Source organism: Bradyrhizobium sp. B124 (genome assembly GCF_038967635.1).
Taxonomy (GTDB): domain Bacteria; phylum Pseudomonadota; class Alphaproteobacteria; order Rhizobiales; family Xanthobacteraceae; genus Bradyrhizobium.
In genome coordinates, this window is record NZ_CP152413.1 from 6,779,765 (window position 1) to 6,799,786 (window position 20,022).

21 protein-coding genes are annotated in these 20,022 nt (G+C 65.4%); 12 read left to right on the forward strand and 9 right to left on the reverse strand.

Going from position 1 to position 20,022, the window contains the following annotated elements:
* Positions 1 to 137: 137 nt before the first annotated feature.
* A complete protein-coding gene (locus AAFG13_RS32290; RefSeq protein ID WP_342709306.1) occupies positions 138 to 1,214 on the reverse strand; it encodes a dienelactone hydrolase in 1,077 nt (358 codons plus the stop codon).
* Positions 1,215 to 1,308: 94 nt separating this feature from the next.
* Here AAFG13_RS32290 and AAFG13_RS32295 point away from each other — a divergent pair, with 94 nt between their 5' ends.
* The 3 genes from AAFG13_RS32295 to AAFG13_RS32305 all read left to right on the forward strand — a co-directional run bounded on the left by AAFG13_RS32295 (position 1,309) and on the right by AAFG13_RS32305 (position 3,647).
* Positions 1,309 to 2,118 (forward strand): LytTR family DNA-binding domain-containing protein, encoded by an 810-nt coding sequence (locus tag AAFG13_RS32295; RefSeq protein ID WP_342709307.1) that lies wholly within the window; start codon positions 1,309 to 1,311, stop codon positions 2,116 to 2,118.
* Between the two features lie 124 nt (positions 2,119 to 2,242).
* Positions 2,243 to 3,307, forward strand: coding sequence for a hypothetical protein (locus AAFG13_RS32300; RefSeq protein ID WP_212313815.1), 1,065 nt, complete (start codon positions 2,243 to 2,245; stop codon positions 3,305 to 3,307).
* Between the two features lie 145 nt (positions 3,308 to 3,452).
* The gene (locus tag AAFG13_RS32305; protein WP_163162778.1) at positions 3,453 to 3,647 is read left to right on the forward strand and encodes a hypothetical protein; all 195 of its coding nucleotides are present in this window, start codon (positions 3,453 to 3,455) and stop codon (positions 3,645 to 3,647) included.
* 4 nt (positions 3,648 to 3,651) lie between these two features.
* On the opposite strand, the gene rnk is transcribed toward AAFG13_RS32305, so the two are convergent.
* The 3 genes from rnk to AAFG13_RS32320 form a co-directional block, all read right to left on the reverse strand.
* Positions 3,652 to 4,071, reverse strand: coding sequence for a nucleoside diphosphate kinase regulator (gene rnk, locus AAFG13_RS32310; protein WP_342709308.1), 420 nt, complete (start codon positions 4,069 to 4,071; stop codon positions 3,652 to 3,654).
* 296 nt (positions 4,072 to 4,367) lie between these two features.
* A complete protein-coding gene (locus AAFG13_RS32315) occupies positions 4,368 to 4,898 on the reverse strand; it encodes a chromate transporter (protein WP_212313814.1) in 531 nt (176 codons plus the stop codon).
* Positions 4,895 to 5,461: a chromate transporter gene (locus tag AAFG13_RS32320; protein WP_342709309.1), complete on the reverse strand. Its 567-nt coding sequence runs from the start codon at positions 5,459 to 5,461 to the stop codon at positions 4,895 to 4,897. The genes AAFG13_RS32315 and AAFG13_RS32320 overlap by 4 nt, the downstream gene beginning before the upstream one ends.
* A gap of 113 nt (positions 5,462 to 5,574) precedes the next feature.
* Between AAFG13_RS32320 and AAFG13_RS32325 the strand changes: the two genes are divergently transcribed.
* Positions 5,575 to 6,492, forward strand: coding sequence for a LysR family transcriptional regulator (locus AAFG13_RS32325; RefSeq protein WP_342709310.1), 918 nt, complete (start codon positions 5,575 to 5,577; stop codon positions 6,490 to 6,492).
* A gap of 194 nt (positions 6,493 to 6,686) precedes the next feature.
* Positions 6,687 to 7,235, forward strand: a complete 549-nt coding sequence (locus tag AAFG13_RS32330; protein WP_342709311.1) for a carboxymuconolactone decarboxylase family protein — start codon at positions 6,687 to 6,689, stop codon at positions 7,233 to 7,235.
* Between the two features lie 57 nt (positions 7,236 to 7,292).
* Here the strand turns inward: AAFG13_RS32330 and AAFG13_RS32335 are convergent, their stop codons facing one another.
* Positions 7,293 to 8,288, reverse strand: a complete 996-nt coding sequence (locus AAFG13_RS32335) for a DJ-1/PfpI family protein (protein WP_342709312.1) — start codon at positions 8,286 to 8,288, stop codon at positions 7,293 to 7,295.
* A 75-nt stretch (positions 8,289 to 8,363) separates the two neighbouring features.
* Here AAFG13_RS32335 and AAFG13_RS32340 point away from each other — a divergent pair, with 75 nt between their 5' ends.
* Complete coding sequence (locus AAFG13_RS32340) at positions 8,364 to 9,074, forward strand: DJ-1/PfpI family protein (RefSeq protein ID WP_342709313.1); 711 nt, start codon at positions 8,364 to 8,366, stop codon at positions 9,072 to 9,074.
* A 9-nt stretch (positions 9,075 to 9,083) separates the two neighbouring features.
* Here the strand turns inward: AAFG13_RS32340 and AAFG13_RS32345 are convergent, their stop codons facing one another.
* The gene (locus AAFG13_RS32345; RefSeq protein WP_342709314.1) at positions 9,084 to 9,575 is read right to left on the reverse strand and encodes a hypothetical protein; all 492 of its coding nucleotides are present in this window, start codon (positions 9,573 to 9,575) and stop codon (positions 9,084 to 9,086) included.
* A 251-nt stretch (positions 9,576 to 9,826) separates the two neighbouring features.
* Between AAFG13_RS32345 and AAFG13_RS32350 the strand changes: the two genes are divergently transcribed.
* From AAFG13_RS32350 to AAFG13_RS32370, 5 genes are all read left to right on the forward strand, one after another.
* On the forward strand, positions 9,827 to 10,891 hold the full coding sequence (locus AAFG13_RS32350) for an amidohydrolase family protein (protein ID WP_212313798.1): 1,065 nt from the start codon (positions 9,827 to 9,829) through the stop codon (positions 10,889 to 10,891).
* Between the two features lie 74 nt (positions 10,892 to 10,965).
* A complete protein-coding gene (locus tag AAFG13_RS32355; protein ID WP_342709315.1) occupies positions 10,966 to 12,078 on the forward strand; it encodes an amidohydrolase family protein in 1,113 nt (370 codons plus the stop codon).
* Positions 12,079 to 12,085: 7 nt separating this feature from the next.
* Complete coding sequence (locus tag AAFG13_RS32360; protein WP_342709316.1) at positions 12,086 to 12,499, forward strand: Rieske (2Fe-2S) protein; 414 nt, start codon at positions 12,086 to 12,088, stop codon at positions 12,497 to 12,499.
* Positions 12,500 to 12,731: 232 nt separating this feature from the next.
* Entirely contained in the window at positions 12,732 to 13,349 is a 618-nt protein-coding gene (locus AAFG13_RS32365; protein WP_342709317.1) for a glutathione S-transferase, read from the forward strand.
* A gap of 60 nt (positions 13,350 to 13,409) precedes the next feature.
* Positions 13,410 to 15,485 (forward strand): pyridoxamine 5'-phosphate oxidase family protein, encoded by a 2,076-nt coding sequence (locus AAFG13_RS32370; RefSeq protein WP_342709318.1) that lies wholly within the window; start codon positions 13,410 to 13,412, stop codon positions 15,483 to 15,485.
* Between the two features lie 41 nt (positions 15,486 to 15,526).
* Here AAFG13_RS32370 and AAFG13_RS32375 read toward each other — a convergent pair whose 3' ends face one another.
* Positions 15,527 to 15,883, reverse strand: a complete 357-nt coding sequence (locus tag AAFG13_RS32375) for a hypothetical protein (RefSeq protein ID WP_092123892.1) — start codon at positions 15,881 to 15,883, stop codon at positions 15,527 to 15,529.
* Positions 15,884 to 16,027: 144 nt separating this feature from the next.
* Positions 16,028 to 16,603 (reverse strand): TetR/AcrR family transcriptional regulator, encoded by a 576-nt coding sequence (locus AAFG13_RS32380; protein ID WP_342709319.1) that lies wholly within the window; start codon positions 16,601 to 16,603, stop codon positions 16,028 to 16,030.
* 125 nt (positions 16,604 to 16,728) lie between these two features.
* Between AAFG13_RS32380 and AAFG13_RS32385 the strand changes: the two genes are divergently transcribed.
* A complete protein-coding gene (locus AAFG13_RS32385; protein WP_212313786.1) occupies positions 16,729 to 17,706 on the forward strand; it encodes a 2-enoyl thioester reductase domain-containing protein in 978 nt (325 codons plus the stop codon).
* A gap of 69 nt (positions 17,707 to 17,775) precedes the next feature.
* Here the strand turns inward: AAFG13_RS32385 and AAFG13_RS32390 are convergent, their stop codons facing one another.
* Positions 17,776 to 19,776: a hypothetical protein gene (locus AAFG13_RS32390; protein ID WP_342709320.1), complete on the reverse strand. Its 2,001-nt coding sequence runs from the start codon at positions 19,774 to 19,776 to the stop codon at positions 17,776 to 17,778.
* Between the last annotated feature and the right edge of the window lie 246 nt (positions 19,777 to 20,022).

Sequence of the window (20,022 nt, forward strand, 5' to 3'; positions counted from 1 at the left end):
GGGACTTTCAATCGCCGATTTGGTCCGACGAACCTCCTATCGCGTGATCCGAGCACGAGATCATGACGCGGCGGCGCGCATCATGATCCCGTCTCGTTGCGTGAGTCCGATCCCGGCACGGTCAGCTGCGTCGCCATCTACTCCTGCGCAAATGCCTTGTCGAAGAAGGCGGGCAGATCGTTGCGCAACTGCGTGAGCAGCACCTCGCGATCGAAGCCGGGCGGATCTGCCGCGGCGTCGCCATCCAGGGTCTGGATCGGTGTGCCTGGGCGATCCATGAAGGCGAAGTGCCACGCGTTGGGGATCATGTGAAATTCGGCGTGCGGCACATTCTGTGCGACCCATTCGGCATGGAAGAGCGGCACCAGCCAGCGGTCGCGCTCGGCTGCGTAGACCGCGGTCGGTATCTTGATCGCGGCGAGCGATGCGGCGGTGAAGAACACGCCGGCCGGTGCCATCGCCACCACCGCGCGCACCCGCGGATCGGTCGCCGTCGGCAGCAATGTCACGGCGGGCGGTGACTTGGAACTGCCCCCCATGCTGCAGAACAAGGGATCATCCTTGCTGTCGGTTCTGCAATGCTCGCCGATGCGGGACAGGTCGACCTGGCCGCCCGCCAGCGCGATCACGGTGTAGCCGCCGGCGGAGTGTCCGACCGCCCCGATGCGCGGACCCTGCGCATCGGTCGCGATCTTGTCCTTCCATTCGGGGTCGGCCAGCAGCGCATCGATCACCCGCGACGCCTGGCGTGGCCGCTCGGTGAAGAATGTCCCCGGCGGCTGCTGCCAGATCGAATGATCCTCCCAATTGTCGCCGGGATGCCGCAAGGCCGCGACCAAATAGCCGTGCCGGGCCAGGGCTTCCGCCAGGCTGGTATGCCCGAGCTCGGAGCCGCCCGTCCCATGGCTGATGATGATCAGGCCCTTGAATTTTGCATCGGGCGGCGCCCCGATCGCGACCCGGACCGTGAACGCGCCCATCGGGATGGCACGGGCCGGCGTTTGGGTCGGGTAATAAAGTGCGACGGGGATAGCCGCCGGATTGGTGGCGGAGACCGGGATCGTGATCTGGCGCCAGCCCGCCTCGGTCGCCTCGGCCGCGGTGGGCGGCACCAGGACCGGGAGGGCCAGCAAGCCAAGACAGGACCAGAGACAGGACCAGAGGCAGGAGCAGAGCAGCGGAAGGCGAGCCGCCGGAACCAACGAAAATTTCATATGCGAGTCCTCGAATGATCGACCGTCCGGCTGCTATAGGAAAGGGCGGTCTCGGGTCCACGTCCACTTCGCGAACGGCAATTCTTATTCGCCAATGACCATCACCGAACTTTTCCGCCAGGATTCGATGGCCTTGCCGCGGCGCCACGCCGCGCTGGTGCTGCCGGTGGTGACCGGTGTCGGGCTCGCGATCGTGGGCGCGTTCGGCACCTATGTCGGTATGGGGTTGCTGACGCGGCTGGTCCATTTCGTTGTGGGCGCGTTGTTGATCACCACCCTGGTCATTGGCGTGACGGCGCTGGTGCGGCGCTATCTGTTCTCCGGCGCCGAGCCGTTCTGGGCCGCGGTCGGCGTCGCGGTGGCGGTTGCGCCGGTCGGCGGCTGGATCGTTCAACAATTGTTGTGGCTGCTGGCGCCCCAGGTGCTGCCCTATGTGACTTACCGCGACCTCGCCCTGCAGGTGCTGTCCATCAACCTGTTCCTCGGCCCGCTGATCTGGGCCCTCCGGCGGGTACCCGCTGAAGCTGCCGATCTCGCCATCGACCCGGCACAGCCGACGTCCCCGCCGGATGCATGCTGCTCGTTTCGTTCGAAATTGCCGTTTGCGCTCCGCAGCGCGGCCATCCTGTCCCTGAGCGCGGAGGACCATTATGTCCGCGTGCGCACCGATCGTGGCGAGGCCCTGATCCTGATCAAGCTGGCCGACGCCGTCGCAGCCCTGGGACCGGAGACCGGGGTGCGGATCCATCGGTCACACTGGGTCGCCCACACCGCCGTCCGGGGGTTGACGCGTCAGTCCGGCCGGCTCGGCGTCCGGCTCGAGGACGATCTGGTGCTGCCGGTGAGCCGCGCTGGACAAAAACTGCTGCGTCATCAGCAGGATAGGACGCCGATCGGCGCCTGATTCGACCAGGCCGCAGCAGCGCGCCAAGGCGCTTGGCCGGATCGCCGGAACATCGTAAGACAAGTATCTGGTATACCACGGACCGTCGGCAAGAGGTCCGGGATTGGTCTTTGAGAGAGGAAACATGGCGCGCAACATTCTGATTCTTGGGGCTTCCTACGGCTCCCTGCTGGGGACCAAGCTTCTGATGGCGGGGCACAACGTGTCCCTGGTGTGCCGGAAGAACACTGCGGACCTGATCAACCGCGACGGCACCGAGGTGCGCGTCAAGCTGCGTGACGAGAAGGAGCACCGCTCGATCTTCTCGCGCGACCTGCCGGGCAAGCTCGACGCCGTCACGCCCGCCGATGTCGACGTGTCGCGCTACGACATGGTCGGCCTTGCGATGCAGGAGCCGCAATACACCAACCACACGGTTCGCGTCCTGATGATCAAGATCGCGGCGGCGAAGCTGCCCTGCCTGTCGATCATGAACATGCCGCCCCTGCCGTATCTGAAGCGGATCCCCGCGCTCGCCGGCATGGACCTCGAGGAGGCCTACACCAACGCCCAGGTCTGGGAGCGCTTCGAGCCGGGCCTCGTCACGCTGTGCTCGCCGGATCCGCAGGCCTTCCGCCCGCCGGAGGAGAAGGCCAATGTGCTGCATGTCGGCCTGCCGACCAACTTCAAGGCCTCCGTTTTCGCCGACGACAAGCACAACAAGGTGCTGCGCGAGCTCGAAGCCGACATCGACGCGGTGACGCTCGACGGCCAGGACGTTCCGGTGAAGCTGAAGGTGTTCGATTCGTTGTTCGTGCCGCTGGCGAAGTGGTCGATGCTATTGACCGGCAATTATCGCTGCATCACGCCGACCGAACCGCAATCGATCCGCGACGCCGTCCACGGCGACCTCACGCGCTCACAGGCGATCTATGACCATGTCGACGGCATCGCGCGCAAGCTCGGCGCCGATCCTGCCGATCAGGTGCCGTTCGCGAAATACGCCAAGGCGGCGGAGAGCCTGCTCAAGCCGTCCTCGGCGGCCCGCGCGGTCGCCGCCGGCGCGCCGTTCATCGAGCGCGTTGATCTGCTGGTGAAGCTGATCTCGCATCAGCTCGGCACGCCGAGCGCCGAGATCGACCGCACCGTCGAGACCGTCGATCAGAAGCTGAACGAAAAGATCGTGCAGGGCGGCTCGGGCGCCGAGTAACCCAACGACGTGTTGGCGGGGGCGGCAAGCGCCCTCGCCATGCATCGGCGCTCGGCAAAGCGTGCAATCGCGGCTGCCGAACGCATGGCTCGACCTGTTCAGCTGAGGTAGGCTCGCACGAGATTTGCGGTTGGGAGCCACCGACATGCCGATCAAATCGCTTCCTCTTCTTGCCATCTACGGCGACCTCGATCGCGCGCGCGACATCATGCGCGCCTGGCAGCCGCTCGACCATCTTTCCCCCGACGATGCCGAGATCGTCGTGAAGGCGATCGCCGAGGGCATCGCGCGCGGGCGCCGGCACGGGCTGGAGATGGGGCAGTGCCATCTGGCGGCGTAGGCCGCTAGCTCTGCTGCTTCACGGCCAGAATCGTCACCGAGCGTGTCTGGTGGCTCGGCGTCTGGAAATCGATGGTCTGGCCGACCGACAATCCGATCAGCGCGGCGCCGATCGGCGTCAGCACCGAGATGCGCCGGAGCGCGATGTCGGCTTCGTGCGGGTACACCAGCACGACTTCCCTGACGTCGCCGGTTTCGTCGTCGCGGTAGCGCACGCGCGCGCCCATGCGGACCACGTCAGGCAGTTCGGAATCGTCGGCGACGACTTGGGCGCGGTCGGTCTCGCGGGCGAGGAACTGGGCCACGCGGGGAAACACCGCCATGCTGGAATCGGCCAGCGCGCTGAGGCGATGCGCCTCGCTCGCGGTGATCACGATCGGCGGCAATGCAGAAGCGGTAAAGTCGTTTTGAATGGTTCGGGTCATGTCGGATGATCTTTGCGGTTGATCGCAGGCGCGGCGCTGCCGGCGCGCAGATGTCTCGCGCGACGCGACAGGCCGAATGATTTGATGGTGTTATGAATTGACGACGACGAGAATCCGGACGGCGCGCGATCGCCGGCCGGCTAAGTGCCTGCGTGCAGACGTCCGGCGCGCAAACCAAGGCGCGCAATGCGGGTGTCGATGCTCAACATGTCGATCATGGCACCATCAACATAGCCGCTCATGACGTTGCATCCATTGCGGCGAAAGCGCGCACGCGCCGCGGGCCGTAACAGCCGTCAGGGCTGGCCGATGCCGGTGAGGCCGAGCACCGCGCCGGCGGCGAGCGCGAGCAGCGGATGGATCCGGGTCGTGGTGGTCGCAATCGCGACCATTGCCGCGATCAGGATGGTGCCCCAGCTCGAGGTCGACGAATGGGTGATGACGATGGCGCTGGCGGTGACGAGGCCGGCGGTGACCGGAACCAGCCCGGCCTGCACCGTGCGGCGCCACGGCCGGTCCTTGAAGCGTTCCCAGAGCCGCAGCGCGAAGCCGGTGACGAGCGACGACGGCCCGAACTTGGCGAGCGAGGTCACCAATACGCCCGGGAAGCCGGCCACATGCCAGCCGACCAGCGGCACCACCATCATGTTCGGTCCCGGTGCGGCCTGGGCCAGCGCGAACAGCGCGCCGAATTCCTGCGCGGTCATCCAGTGATGGATGTCGACCACCTGCCGCTGCATCTCCGGCAGAATGGTGTTGCCGCCGCCGAAGGCGAGCAGCGACAGCTCGGCGAAGATCAGGGCGAGCGTGACCAGGGTTGCGGTCATGACGCCTGCCTCGATCGGAGGAATATGCTGAGCGGCGCGAGCGTCAACAGCGTCGGCAGCAGCGGCAATCTGAACACCGCGATCGCGAGCACGCAGAGCGCGCCGATGACAAGCCCGAGCACATCGCGCCGCAACGGCCAGGCGATCTTGATCGCGGTCGAGATCAGCAGCCCGGCCGCCGCTGCGGCGAGACCGCCGAACAGATGACGCACCACTGGGTGGTCGGCGAAGCGGCCATAGATCACGCCGAGGCCGATCACGACCGCGGTCGGCACCGCGATCAGGCCGAGGATCGAAGCAAGGGCGCCGGGAATGCCGCGGAACTTCAGCCCGACCGCCACCGACATGTTGATGATGTTGCCGCCGGGCAGGAACTGGCAGAGCCCGAGTAGATCGGTGAACTCGGCGCCGGTCAGCCAGCCGCGTTTCTCCACCATCATGTGCCGTGCCAGCGGCAGCACGCCGCCGAAACCGGTCAGCCCGAGAATGAAGAAGCCCGTGAACAACTCGCCGACATCAGGTGCGTCATGCTTGGCGGTCTGTGCGGCGGGAATGGCGTCCATCGGCGGGGCGGCTCCGGTTTGTTCGTTGTTGAGCTCACTTTAGTTGGCCGCGTGCCAAATATCCAATATATGGATACGGGAATTTGCATATCTATTGCATATGGATCGCTCTGATGATCGAACTGCGCCATCTCCGCTATGCCGTCGCGGTCGCCGAGGAAGGCCATATCACCCGTGCCGCCGCGCGCCTCGGCATCCAGCAGCCGCCGCTGAGCCAGCAGATCCGCGCGCTGGAAACCGCGATCGGCGCGCCGCTGTTTCGCCGGCAGCCGCGCGGCGTCGAGCTGACCGCCGCCGGCCGTGCCTTCGTCGGCAAGGCGCGCGCGATCCTGCGCGACACCGAACTCGCCGTGGAAGCCGCGCGCCGCGCGAGCCGCGGCCAGGAAGGGCAGCTCGCGATCGGCTTCACTTCGTCGGCCGCCTTCCATCCTTTCGTCACCGGCGTGATGCGCGAAATGCGCGAGCGCGCGCCGGCGATCACGCTGTCGCTCGAGGAGGCCTCGACCGGCGATCTGATCGAAGCCGTCGAGGCCGACCGGCTCGATGCCGCATTCGTGCGCTCGCCGAGCGAGCGGCTCGAGAACCTGACGATCACGCATCTGCTCGACGAGGAGATGCTGGTGGCGTTGCCCGATCATCATCCGCGCGCCCGCAAGGACACGCGCCGGCGGATCTTGCTGGCCTCGCTCGCCGACGAGCCGCTGATCCTCTACCGCCGTCCGACCGGACCGGGCCTCTACGACAGCATCATCGCCGCCTGCCGCGCGGCGGGCTTCAGCCCGAAGGTGGCGCAGGAGGCGACGCGAATGGTATCGACGCTGAGCCTGGTCGCGGCCGGGCTCGGGATTTCGATCGTGCCGGAATCGATGGCGCGGCTGGAGACCGCAGGCGTGTCCTATCTCCGCCTCGACCGCGCCACCGGCCTGGTCGCGCCGCTCGCACTGGCGCGCAAGAAGGGCCCCGCCGCCGGCACGCTCGGCCGCCTGCTCGGCATCGTGACGCGACGGGTGAAGGATCGGGCCGCCGTTTGACGGAGTGTCGCGCGACGTGGCTTCACGTCGACGCAGGCCCCGCGGATGGCGTGGAATGTGGGGAGTTTGGCGAACGCGCGCGTCGTGGCGCAGCTAGATAGCCTGCATCGAACCCGGTTGTTCGCGCGTCGATCGCAACAGCTCGGTTGCGTCCGGCGGCCTCGGGTTCAATCACCACGGTGAAAGGCAGTTCAATGGCACGTTTTCCTGTCCATACGCTCGACTCCGCCCCGGAAGCCTCGAGGCCCGCCCTGCGTGACGTCGAGGCGCGGTTTGGCATGATCCCTAACCTTGCGGCGGCGATGGCGACGTCGCCGGTGCTGATCCAGAGCTTCATCGGCATCTTCGACAAGGTTCACAGCGGCAGCTTCACCGAGCAGCAGATCCAGACCGTGCTGCTCACCGATGCGGTGACCAATGGCTGCACCTGGGCGGTCGCGCTGCATTCCGCGCTCGGCCTGCAGGCCGGTCTCGATCCCCAAGATGTCGACGCGATGCGTGCCGGCCGCTCGCCTGCCGACAAGACCCTCGGCGCGCTCTCGACGCTGGCGCGGTCGCTGATCGAAAAGCGCGGTCGGCTCGACGACGAGGAGATCGAACGATTCCTGGCGGCCGGGTTCTACAAGGACCTCGTGCTCGAAGTGATCACCATCGTGGCGGCATCGACCATCACCAACTACACCGGCAGTGTGACCAATCCACCGCTGGAGGCGGGATTGCAGGACCATGCCTGGAAGGGCTGACCCGATTCACTCCGGACCGTCAGTCATTGCACGTCGGCCATGCGGCCGGCGTGCGCTTCAGCCCGCAAACCTGGCGCGGTAGTCCTGCGGTGTGGTCGACAGCACGCGCAGGAAGCTGCGGCGCATCGTCTCCTCTGACCCGAAGCCGCAGCGCTGCGAGATTCGCTTGACCGGCAGGCGCGTCTCCGAGAGCAAATGCCGGGCGCCCTCGACCCGCAATCGCTCGATCGCGCGCGCCGGCGTCAACCCGGTTGCATCGGCGTAGTGCCGGCTGAAGCTGCGCTCGCTCATGCCGGCCTGTTTCGCCAGCGTCGAAAGCGAGAGGTCGTCGGCCAGATGGCCGCTGATCCAGTCATGCAGCGCGCCGAACCTGTCGTCCGTCGTTTGCAGCGACAGGATTTCGCTGAACTGCGCCTGTCCGCCGGGCCGCTTGAAGAACACCACGAGATAGCGGGCGACGGCAAGCGCCGCCGCGCGGCCGAGGTCCTCCTCCAACAGGGCCAGCGCGAGATCAATGCCGGACGTGACGCCGGCCGACGTCCAGAACGATCCGTCGCGCACGAAGATCGGATCGGACTCGACACGAACATCGGGAAAGCGCTCGGCGAGTTCCGAACAGAATTGCCAGTGCGTCGCGGCACGGCGGCCATCGAGAACACCCGATGCGGCGAGCAGGAACGCGCCGGTGCAGACCGATGCGGTGCGGCGTGCCTGCCCGGCGCGTCCGCGTACCCAGTCCACCAGGGCGCGATCGGCCGCCGCTGCGTTGACGCCGTCGCCGCCCGGAATCACCAGCGTGTCGACTGCCGTGCTGACGGCGGGCAGCGGGTGCACCGCGAGCCCGACACCGGCCGATGCTTCGATCGTGGGCCCATCCTTGGCGACGACGCGGACCTCATAAGGCTCGGCGTTGCCTGCCCTGGCCGCCAGCGCGTTGGCGGATGCGAACACCTGCAATGGTCCGGTGACATCGAGCAATTGCACCGCCGGGTAAGCCAGCACTTCGATCAGGCGGCGGCCTTTTGGCGGGAAACGTGGGCTGGTTGGCGTCATCGCCGAAACGTGCCGCGCTAGATTCGCTTTGTCCATAGTGCAGGGAAAGTTCACGCGAAGTTTGAGGGAAGTTCGATGATTGCTCATGATGTCCACTTGCGGATCGGATCACTGCTGTTCGAAGGCGTCGATCAAATCGATTTGACCGGGCCGTTCGAGGTGTTGTCGCGGATTCCGAATTCGACCTACCGCATCTACGGCAAGACCGCCGAGCCGGTCCGCGACATCAAGGGATTGCGGCTGACACCGGATGCGACGCTGACCGAGGCGCCGCCGCTCGATGTGCTGCATGTTCCGGGCGGCTTCGGTCAGCAGGCCCTGATGGAGGACGCGGAAGTGCTCGGCTGGATCAGCCGGCAGGCAGCGGGGGCATGCCGCATCTTCTCGGTCTGCACGGGCGCGCTGATCTGCGGAGCGGCGGGCCTTCTGAAGGGGCGCAGGGCGACGACGCATTGGGCGTCGTTTCATCTGCTGCCGTTCTTCGGCGCGACGCCGGTGAACGAACGCGTGGTGGTGGACGGAAGCTTTGTCTTTACCGCCGGAGTCACGGCAGGCATCGATGGCGCATTGCGGCTCGCGGCTGAGTTGCGCGGCGACGATGCGGCACGAGCGATCCAGCTCTATATGGTGTATGCGCCGGAGCCGCCGTTCGACAGCGGCACGCCGGAGACCGCGCCACCCGAGATCCTGCAGCAGTCGCGCCAGGCCGTACGCGCGATCACGGCGCAGCGGGAAGAAACCGCACGCCGCGTGGCCGCGAGGCTGGGCGTCGTGGTGGGAGATTGAACGCGGCGGCTAATTCCCCGGCTCGAAGCTGCAGTCGGCGCCGCCGCCGGCCTTGTCCTTGATCACGCCGGGATCGAGCGTGCAGGACAGTTTCGACAGCGCCTCGTAGATCGTGCCTGCGGCGCCGTCGGGCGGCACGCCGGCGAGCGCCACGGTCGCGTAGATCGCGTTGGCCTCGCGGCCCTTTACGGTGCGGGTCCTGCTGCCGAAGGTCAGCGCGCAGGAGCGCGAGGTGATGTCGACATTGCTGGCGCGGCAGACGACCTTGTCGGCCGTGACGGTGATCTTCCCGGTGACGTGAACATTGCTGTTGCCGCCAAAGAATGCGGCGACCGCTTTCTTCTTCTTGGCCGGTAGCGACGAGTACGGCGCCACCACGCTTGCGAGCGCCAGCGCAACCGAGCCGGACGTGGTCGCAGGCGCGGCCGATGCGGCGGACGAGGCCAGCGACAATGAACATGCGAGGATCGTCAATCGGCCAAGCCTCATTCCAAGTCTCATTCTCGTCTCCTGTATCTGCGCTTTCCGTGGCGCGGAATCGCTAGCACGCCTAGTGACCTGAATGGGTGATGCCGTTCACATGCCATCCCGCAACTTCGCGTGAGGGCGGTGCGCGCACAGGGCAGGGCGGCCCCGCGTGGACCCGCTTGCACGATCGCGCCATCGGCGTCACAGTCCGCTCTGCGGCAGCGATGTCGCCAACAACCAAGACAAGAAGTTCAGTCCGAGGAACGGAACATCTAGGGAGCATCATGGCGGCCACGCGCATCGACTGCGACATCCATCCCGCGGTGGGGGGAACGCGCACTACGCTGCTGCCTTATCTGAGCGATCACTGGAAGGAACAGGTGGTCAGCCGCGCCATCGACGGGCTGGATCTCAACTCCTATCCGCCGTCGATGCCGCTGTCGGGCCGCGCCGACTGGCGGCCGGCCGACGGCCGCAAGCCCGGTAGCGATCTTGCCATGGTGCAGCGCGGCGCGTTCGACCAGCTCGGCGCCAGCCACGCCATCTGCAACGTCGTCTATGGCGCGCAGGCGGTGTTCGATCCCTACATGGCGGCGGACTTCTGCAAGGCGATCAACGACTGGATCGCGGCGGAGTGGCTTGCCAGGGACACGCGGCTGCGCGCCTCGATCGTGGTGCCGATCCAGGCACCGGATCTTGCAGTCGAGGAGATCGAGCGCCGCGCCGGCGATCATCGCTTTGTCTCCGTGCTGGTGCCCTCGCAGGGCGAGATGCTGCTCGGGCGGCGGCACTACTGGCCGATCTATCAGGCCGCGGAGAAACACAGACTGCCGATCGCGATCCACGCCGGCAGCGCCTACCGCGGCGCGCCGAGCTCGATCGGCTGGCCGTCCTATCGTTACGAATATTATCTGGCCGAAGCGCAGGCGTTCCAGGCGCAGACATTGAGCCTGATCTATGAGGGCGTGTTCGGGAAGTATCCGGGATTGACTGTCGTGTTGATGGAGTCGGGCGTCAGCTGGCTGCCGGCCTTCATGTGGCGCGCCAACAAGACCTGGCGCGGCGTCCGCGTCGAGGTGCCGTGGGTGCAGCGCGAACCGGGTGCGATCATCCGCGATCATTTCCGCGTGACGATGCAGCCGTTCGACGCGCCGATGGATGCAACCGGCGTCGCCGACATCATCGACCAGATCGGCTCCGACAAGATGTTCCTGTTCGCATCCGACTATCCGCACTGGCAGTTCGACGGCGACGATCCGATCCCGCCGCATCTGCCTGATAGCCTCGTCAAGCGGATGTGCGAAGACAACCCGATTGAAACGTTCCCGCGCCTGAAGCTCGACTCGTAATTCGCGCGCATGATCCGGAAAAGTGGGAACCGGTTTTCCGAACAGATCATGCGCCAAGCCAAATGGAGGATCGCATGAGTGACGTCATCGACCGCCCGATGCTCGACCAGGAGATCACCGCCGCGACGCGGCTCAAGATCATCGATTGTGACATCCATCCGAGCATTCATGCACACAGCGACCTCAACGAGTTCCTGCCAAAACGCTGGCAGCAGCATCTGAAGGAATATGGCAGCCATCTGCGCACGCCCTATATCGGCACCACGCCGTATCCGCGCTCCTCGCCGCTGATCGCGCGGCGCGACGCATGGCCTCCGACCGGCGGCGTGCCCGGCTCCGACCTCGATTTCATGCGCAAGCAGCATCTCGATCCGTTCGATGTCGAGTTCGGTATCCTGCAGGTGCTCGACCTCTTCATCTTCTCGCAGCAGAATCTGGAATTCGGCGCCGCGATCCAGCGCGCCATCAACGACTGGCAGCTCGCCTTCTGGGCGCACCGCGATCCCCGGCTGAAGGCCTCGATCCTGGTCGGGCAGGACGGCTCCGACCTCGGCCTCGCCGAGATCGACCGTTGCGCCAAAACCGGTGAGTACATCCAGATCAACGTCTCGCCGCGCGCCAACGAGCCGCTCGGCCGCCGCCGCTACTGGCCGATCTACGAGCGCGCGCAAGAGCTCGATCTTCCGCTCGGCATCCATGTCGGCGGCTATGGCGGGCATGCGCCGACCGGCGGCGGCTGGCCGTCCTATTATTGCGAGGAGCATCAGTCGAATGCGCATACGGTGGCCTCGAACCTCACCAGCCTCGTGCTGGAAGGCGTTCCCGAGCGCTTCCCGAAACTGAAGATCGTGTTCATCGAGGGCGGCTTCGGCTGGATCCCCGCCACGATGTGGCGGATGGACCAGCATTTCGAGCGCTTCCGCAGCGAGGTGCCGCATCTGAAGCGCAAGCCCAGCGAATATGTGAAGCAGCATTTCTGGTTCACGACCCAGCCGATCGACGAGCCGGATGAAGCGAAGCACCTGCGCCAGCTGATCGAATGGGTCGGGATCGACCGGCTGCTGTTCTCGTCGGACTATCCGCACTGGGACTATGACGACGCGCGCTTCGCCTTCAAGACGCCGCTGACGGACGCCGAGCGGCGCAAGATCTTCAACAGCAATGCCCGCGCGGTTTACAAGTTTTAGGACACCGATGGCCCGTCACATCGTCGCGCGCATCAGCGAGATTCCTGCAGGCTGCAACAAGGTGTTCGGCCTCGAGGGCCGCGACATCGTCGTGTTCCACGTCAATGGCGAGTTCTTCGCGCTGCTCAATCGCTGTCCGCATGAGGGCGCGCCGTTGGAGAAGGCGGCCTGCGTGGCGCGCCTGACTTCGCCGGAGCCCGGCATCTATCAGCGCGACCGTGTCGGCGAGATGCTGCGTTGTCCGTGGCACGGCTGGGAATTCGACATGCGCAACGGCCAGTCCTGGTTCGATCCCAAGCGGTTCAGGATTCGCTCCTATCCGGTCGCGGTCGAGAGCGGCGCCGAATTACAGAAGGGGCCGTATGTCGCCGAGACGTTTCCGGTGCACATCGAGGACAATTACGTGATCGTCGAGGTGTAACGGGCTGCCCCGGATTTCGCCGTCATGCCCGGGCTTGTCCCGGGCATCCACGTCTTGCTTTGCTGCAGAAAAGACGTGGATGGCCGGGACAAGCCCGGCCATGACCGGAGAGTATTTATTGCGTAATATGCAATAATGAAGTGCTGCTGTCAGTGATTATAATGTGAGGTGCAATGGGCCACCTTGAGGTCGCGGCCGGGATGAACCCGTCCAGGACATCAGGAACGGCACCATGAAGCTCTATCACTTTGCTCTCTCCGGTCACGCGCATCGCGCGCGCCTGTTCATTTCCCTGCTCGGAATTCCGCACGAACTGGTCGACGTCGACCTCAAATCCGCGGCGCAGAAGACGCCGGAATTCCTCGCGCTCAATCCGTTCGGTCAGGTGCCGGTGCTCGACGATGACGGCACCATCATTGCCGATTCCAACGCGATCCTGGTCTATCTCGCGACCAAGCTCGGCCGCACCGACTGGCTGCCACAGGATGCGAAGGGCGCCGCCATGGTGCAGCGCTGGCTGTCGGTTGCCGCCGGCGATCTCGCGTTCGGGCCTGCCGCGGCGCGGCTCATCACGGTCTTCGGCGCGAAGCACAATCCGGACGACGTGATCGCGCGCGCCCGTGTGCTGCTGAAGCGGCTCGAAGCCCATCTCGCCGATCGTGACTGGCTGGTCGGCGCGCAGCCGACGATCGCTGATGTGGCGCTCTACAGCTATCTGTCGAGCGCGCCCGAAGGCAATGTCGATCTCTCCGCCTATCCGCGCGTCAACGCGTTCCTGCGCCGGATCGAGGCGCTGCCGGGCTTCGTGCCCTTTGCCAAGACGCGCGCCGGTCTGGTGGCAGCTGCGTGACGTGCTGACCGGGCGTGCCCGCGGGCGCGCCCGTCCAACCCCGAAGGGGAGGGCGATGCGATGAGCGACAGGCGAACCAAGAGCAAGCTCGCGACCTGGCATGCCGGCGAGATGGCGATCCAGCAGAAGGTTGGCGTCGCCGAGAAGATGGCGGGTGTCGGCCAGCGCGCGGTGCGGGACTTCATGCCCGACCAGCATCGCGATTTCTTCGCGCAGATTCCCTTCATCGTGGTCGGCAGCGTGGACCGGAGCGGCGACGCGTGGGCCTCGTTGTTGGCCGGCCGGCCCGGCTTTATCTCGTCGCCGACGCCGCGCAGCCTCGAGATCGATGCGCGGCCTGAGCCCAGCGATCCCGCAAGCGAGGGCATGCTTGACGGCGATGCGATCGGACTGTTGGGGATCGAATTGCACACGCGGCGCCGCAACCGTGCCAACGGGCTGCTCCGTGCATCGTCGGGCAAGGTGCTCAGCTTCGAACTCGACCAGAGTTTTGGCAATTGTCCGCAATACATGCAGCTCCGCGATTTTGCCTTCGTGCGCGAGCCGGACGCAGCTTTCACCGGAGACGTCGAGCAAGGCACGACGCTCGATCAGGCGGCGCGCGACACGATCGCGGCGGCGGATACGTTCTTCGTGGCGTCCTATGCCGAGCGCGAGGACCGTCGCCAGGTCGATGTCTCGCATCGCGGCGGCAGAGCGGGTTTCGTTCGTGTTGGCGATGACGGCACGCTGACTGTCCCCGATTTCGCCGGCAATTTGTTCTTCAACACGCTCGGCAACATCCTCGTCAACGGCAAGGCCGGGCTGGTGTTCGTCGATTTCGAAACCGGCGACATGCTGCAACTGACGGGCGATGCCGAGGTGATCCTGGACTCGCCGGAGATCGCGGCGTTCCAGGGCGCCGAACGGCTCTGGCGCTTCCGCGCCCGCCGCGTGGTGCGCAGGCGCGGCGCGCTGCCGCTGCGCTGGGCGTTCCAGAACGCGGGCTGGTCGCCGAATGCACTGATGACCGGCGACTGGGCGCAGGCCGCCGACCGGCTCCGCGCGGCCGAGCGCGCCACGCAGTGGCGCCCGTTCAAGGTCACCGGGATCGTCGACGAGAGCCGTTCGATCCGCTCGTTTCATCTGCAGCCGGACGATGGCGCCGGGCTGCTGCCGCACCAGGCCGGACAGCATCTGCCGATCCGCCTCACATTGCCCGGCTCCGGCAAGCCGGTCATTCGCACCTACACACTGTCGGTCGCACCGTCGGACGGCATGTACCGCATCAGCGTGAAGCGCGACGGCCTGGTGTCGCGACATCTCCACGACACGATCCATGTCGGCGACATCATCGAGGCGCGGGCGCCGAGCGGCGGCTTCACGATCGATGCGCGCGAGAAGCGGCCCGCCGTGCTGCTTGCCGGCGGCGTCGGCATCACGCCGATGCTCGCGATGTTGCATCACGTGGTCTATGAAGGGCTGCGCACCCGCGGCATCCGGCCGACCTTCCTGTTCCAGGCCGCGCATGCCAAGGCGGAGCGCGCGTTCGGCGGCGAGTTGCAGCAATTGGCCGATGCCGCCGGTGGCGCAGTCCGGATCGTCCGCGTCCTCGGTGACGTCGATGGCGCCGAGCAGGGCACGGACTACGACGCCGCGGGACGGATCGACATGGCACTGCTGTCGCGCATCCTGCCGTTCAACGATTACGATTTCTATCTGTGCGGGCCGCCGCAGTTCACCCAATCGCTCTATGACGCCCTGCGCGGCTACAACATTGCCGACGGCAGGATTCACGCCGAGGCATTTGGTCCGTCGTCGCTGGTGCGGAAGCCGGACGTGGTCACAACAGTGCCGCCGCGCCGGCCGGCTGCGACCACGCCGGTTCCGGTTGCCTTCATCGCATCGATGAAGGAAGCACGCTGGACGCCGGAATCCGGAACGCTGCTCGAACTGGCGGAGCAGCGCGGTCTCAGCCCGGCGTTCAGTTGCCGGGAAGGCAATTGCGGAAGCTGTCGAACCAGGTTGCTGGCAGGCGCCGTAACCTATCTGAAGGAGCCGACTGCCGAGGTCGCTGACGACGAGGTGCTGATCTGCTGCGCTGTCCCGGCGGAGCCGGATGGCGACGGCGAGGATCGAATCCAGCTGGATCTTTGATCAACCGAGTTCGTCGACCCGCGCGGCGTCTTCGCTGACGTTCAGCCCATGCTGCCCGGCATGAAGCAGCGCGGCCGCGGGTGGCCATCGAGGTAATACGGCCAGACCATGGTGCGGCCGGCGCGGTTTGGTCCGGCGACGACGGCGTCCTCGGGAACGTCGACCCACTCACCCTCGAGGCGGACGCGATAGTGGCCGTCCTTGGTGTCCCAATCGGCATCATCCACGCGCTGCGCGTCGCTGCCGTCGCAGCAGGGTCCCTTGCCGCTGTGCAGGCTCTCATACCAGCCGTTCAATTCGGGATGCTGGTGATCATGGGCTTGCACCGGGCCGATCGCCGGCAGCGCCAACAGGCCGGTGATGGCAAAAAGCGTCGCACGCCAAAACGGTTTGTTCATCTGATCCCCAGATCCGGAAAGGCCCAGCAGCCAAATCCGGACATGGTCATCACGCACGCGACATCAATAACATGACGATCGTAATATATTCACATTCTTGCGAGGCACTGTGTGCCGTCGGGCCAGGGCCGGGTGCCGGCAAAATCAGGCGAGCAGGCCCATCACCTGGTCGATCACGGCTTTCACCCGCTTCGAATCCGGCCTTTGGTGCGCGAGCGCCAGCAGTCCGGCATGCACCACCATGATGGTGTGCGCGGTGACGTCGGGATCAAAACCCTTCCTGAACTCGGCGCGGTCGGCGCGCAGCCGCGCGCGCAACAGCTCTTCGAGCCGCCGGTTGTAGCGTTCGATGCTCTTGCGAAGCTCGGCCTGATCGAGCGAGCCGTCGGTCGCGGAATTGATCGACAGGCAGCCGCGCTGTCCCTTCTCGCCCGAGCAGTAGGGGATGAAGCCGGTGAGCCACTGCCTGATCGCCTCACGGGCCGGCCCCGGCTGCGTCAGCACGCGCTCGGCCCAGCCCAGGATGCCGTCGTGATAGCGGTCCAGCACCTTGAGGAACAACGCGTTCTTGTCGCCGAACGCCGCATAGAGGCTGGGCTTCGCGACGCCGCTCGCCGCCGTGATCTCGTCGAGCGAGGTCGCCTGAAAACCCTTCTGCCAGAACACCTGACGGGCGATTTCCAGGACGTCGTCCGGATCGAAGCTGCGCGGCCTTGCCATACCGCCCTTTTATGTACTCCCGCGTCGGATGTGAAGCCTTCACCTTGCTGTGAAGGCGATCGGGGCCATTGACGTCATCCACATTCTGTACTTACTGGTACATAACGAAACCGGGAGATCGTGCCATGAAGGCTGTTCAGGTCGTTGCGTTCGGACGTGCTCAGGATGTGGTCAAGCTCAATGAGGTGCCCGACGTGGGCAGCCCCGGCCCCGACGAGGTCGTGGTCGCCGTCGAGGCTGCGCCGATCAACAACTCGGATTTCATGATCATCGCCGGGCGTTACGGCTATCTGCCGACGCCGCCGGCGACGCTCGGGATCGAGGGTGTCGGGCGGGTGGTCGCCGCGGGATCGCAGGTCAAGAACCTGAAGGTCGACGATCGCACGCTGATTCCGTTCACGGTCCCGACCTGGACCGAACGCGTCAAGTTCACGGCGTCGTGGCAGCGGCCGTTGCCTGAGAAAGCGGACGTCCAGCAACTCTCGATGATCGGGGTCAACCCGGCGACCGCCTATCTGCTGCTGACCGATTTCGTGAAGATCCCGCACGGCGGCTGGGTGATCCAGAACGGCGCCAATTCAGCGACGGCGCGGGCGGTGATCGCCGTCGCCAAATCGCTCGGACTCAAGACGGTCAACGTCGTCCGGCGCGAGGAGGTCGTCGACGAGGTCAAGTCGGTCGGCGGCGATGTCGTGCTGGTCGACGGACCGGATCTCGCCAAGCGTGTCGCCAAGGAGACCGGCGGGGCGCCGATCCTGCTGGCGCTCGACGTCGTCGGCGGCGCGTCCACGTTGAACCTGATGAACTGCCTGGCGCCGAAGGCGGTGCTCGTCATCTACAGCGCGATGAGCGGACAGCCGTTCTCCGGCTCGGCCTTGAGCGTGATTTTCAATGAGGTGTCCGTGCGCGGCTTCTGGCTCGGCCATTGGGGCAAGACTGCAACCGACGAAGCCCTGGCCAGGATGTACGATCATCTCGTGCCGATGGTCGCATCCGGCGCGATCAGCGCACCGGTGGTCGGGAGCTATGGCCTGGCGGATTTCTCGCAGGCGATCGCGCAGGCGTCGGCGTTCAAGGGCAAGGTCATCTTCACGCCAAGCTAGGCCGTGTGCCTGGGCAGCTCGTGGCGTGACACGGCAATGCCATGTCCGCCGCCGGATCGCGACAGGCAGCTAGACGATGGTCGTGAGCACGAATGCGTGCCACGCGCCCCAGTCGATGCCGTCGAACGCGCGCACATACATCGGCTCGGCGCCGGTGGCGGCGCCACCGCGGACCCAGACGTCATCGACGGCCGCGGCGCTGACGTCGATGACGGTGCTGGCCGCCCAATGGGAATTCGCGGAGGTCCAGAAGTAGCCGCTGTCGGCGGTGTTGCCGCCGTCGAAGAACTGATACTCGGTCGCGGGATTTCCGTCGACATCAGAGTAGGACAACAGGTTGCTGACCTGGCTCCACTCATTGACGTGCAAGGTCTGATCGTTGATCGAGGCGACGGGCGCGTGGTTGGGGAGCGAGGTCAGGGTAAAGCTGTCCCAATTGCTCCAGGCGGTACCGTCGAAGGCCCGCACATACATGGTCTCGGAACCGCCGGCGGTGCCGCCTTGCACCCAGACACTGGCCAGATCGGACGCGGCAACGTCGATCACCGTGTTGGCTGCCCAATGTGAATTGGCGGGCGTCCAGAAATAGGCGCTGTTGGCGGCCGAGCCGCCGTCCCAGAACTGGTATTTGGTGATCGCATCGCCGTCGGCGTCGGATGCCGTCGTCCAGTTGACGAGCTGTGCCCACTGCGCGGCGTTCAGCGAATGATCGCCGATCGCAACCGTCGGGGCCGTGTTCGTCGACGTCAGGTTAAAGCTGTCCCAATTGCCCCAGGCGGTACCGTCGAACGCCCTGACCCACATGGTCTCGGAGCTGGTCGCCGAGCCGCCCTGAATCCAGAGATTGTCCAGATCGGACGCCGAAACGTCGATCACGGTGTTGGCATCCCAGTGCGAATTGGTCGGAGTCCAGAAGTAGGCGCTGGTCGCGGCCGTGCCGCTGTCCCAGAACTGATACTTCGTGATCGTATCGCCCTCGGCATCGCTGGTGCTGAGCCAGCCCTCGGGCTTGACCCATTGATTGACGTGAACCGACTGGTCGTTGATGGTCGCGACCGGCGGCGTGTTGACCGTCGACGTCAGCGTGAAAGTATCCCAATTGCTCCACGTGGTGCCGTCGAAGCCCCTGACCCACATCGTCTCCGAACCGGTCGCCGAGCCGCCCTGGATCCAGACATTGGCGAGATCAGCGGCCGAAACGTCGATCACGGTGTTGGCGTCCCAGTGGGAATTGGTCGGCGTCCAGAAATAGGCGCTGGTCGCGGCCGTGCCGCTGTCCCAGAACTGGTACTTCGTGATCGCATCGTTGTCGGCATCCGACGCCGTCAACCAGTTGCCGACGGTCACCCACTGGCCCACGTGGATGGAATGATCACCGATCGTCACGACGGGGGCCGAATTCGTCGACGTCAACGTGAAGGTATCCCAGTTGCTCCAGTCCGTTCCGTCGAACGCCCTGACCCACATGGTCTCGGAGCCGGTCGTGGAGCCGCCCTGGACCCAGACATTGGCGAGATCAGCGGCCGAAACGTCGATCACGGTGTTGGCAGCCCAGTGGGAATTGGTGGGAGTCCAGAAATACGCGCTGGTGGCGGCTGTTCCGCTGTCCCAGAACTGGTACTTGGTCGCGGCATCGCCGTTGGCGTCGGAGTAGTTCAGCCAGTTCGTGACCTGCGCCCATGTGTTGGTGTGCAGCTGCTGGTCGTTGATCGTCGCGACGGGCGGCGTGTTTGGAATCGTCGTGAAGGTGAACGAGGTCCAGGTGCTCCAGTCCGTCCCGTCGAAGGCACGTGCCCAGAGCGTCTCGGAGCCGCCGACCGAACCGGCACGCAGCCAAACATCGGAGAGATCAGACGCTGCAACATCGATGGCGGTGCCGGCATCCCAATGGCTATTGCTGGGAGTCCAGAAATAGCCGCTGGTCGCGGCGGTGCCACCGTCAAAGAACTGAAAGCTCTGCGCGGGATTGCCGTCGGCGTCGAAATAAGTCAGCCATGGCTGCATCTTCTGCCACTGATTGTACAACAGGCTGTGGTTGCCAATCGTGACGACCGGTGCGGTATTGGCCATGGTTTGCGTCCTCGTGGTGCGCCGGTCGAAGCCGGCTAATGTCCAAGGTGCAAGGCAATCAATTTGTGCTCGCGAAACGGGCTGGTGCTGAACCAGCGTCATTGGGCCGAGAGCAGCGCGTCAAAAAAGCAGACAGTATCAAGATCAGGTTCGCAGAATATGCGCGCGGCATCTATGACGGGCGTCACACCCGCTGGCCAAACGAACTGCGGCAAAACGTCCTAGACCTCGCTTTGAACCACCTCA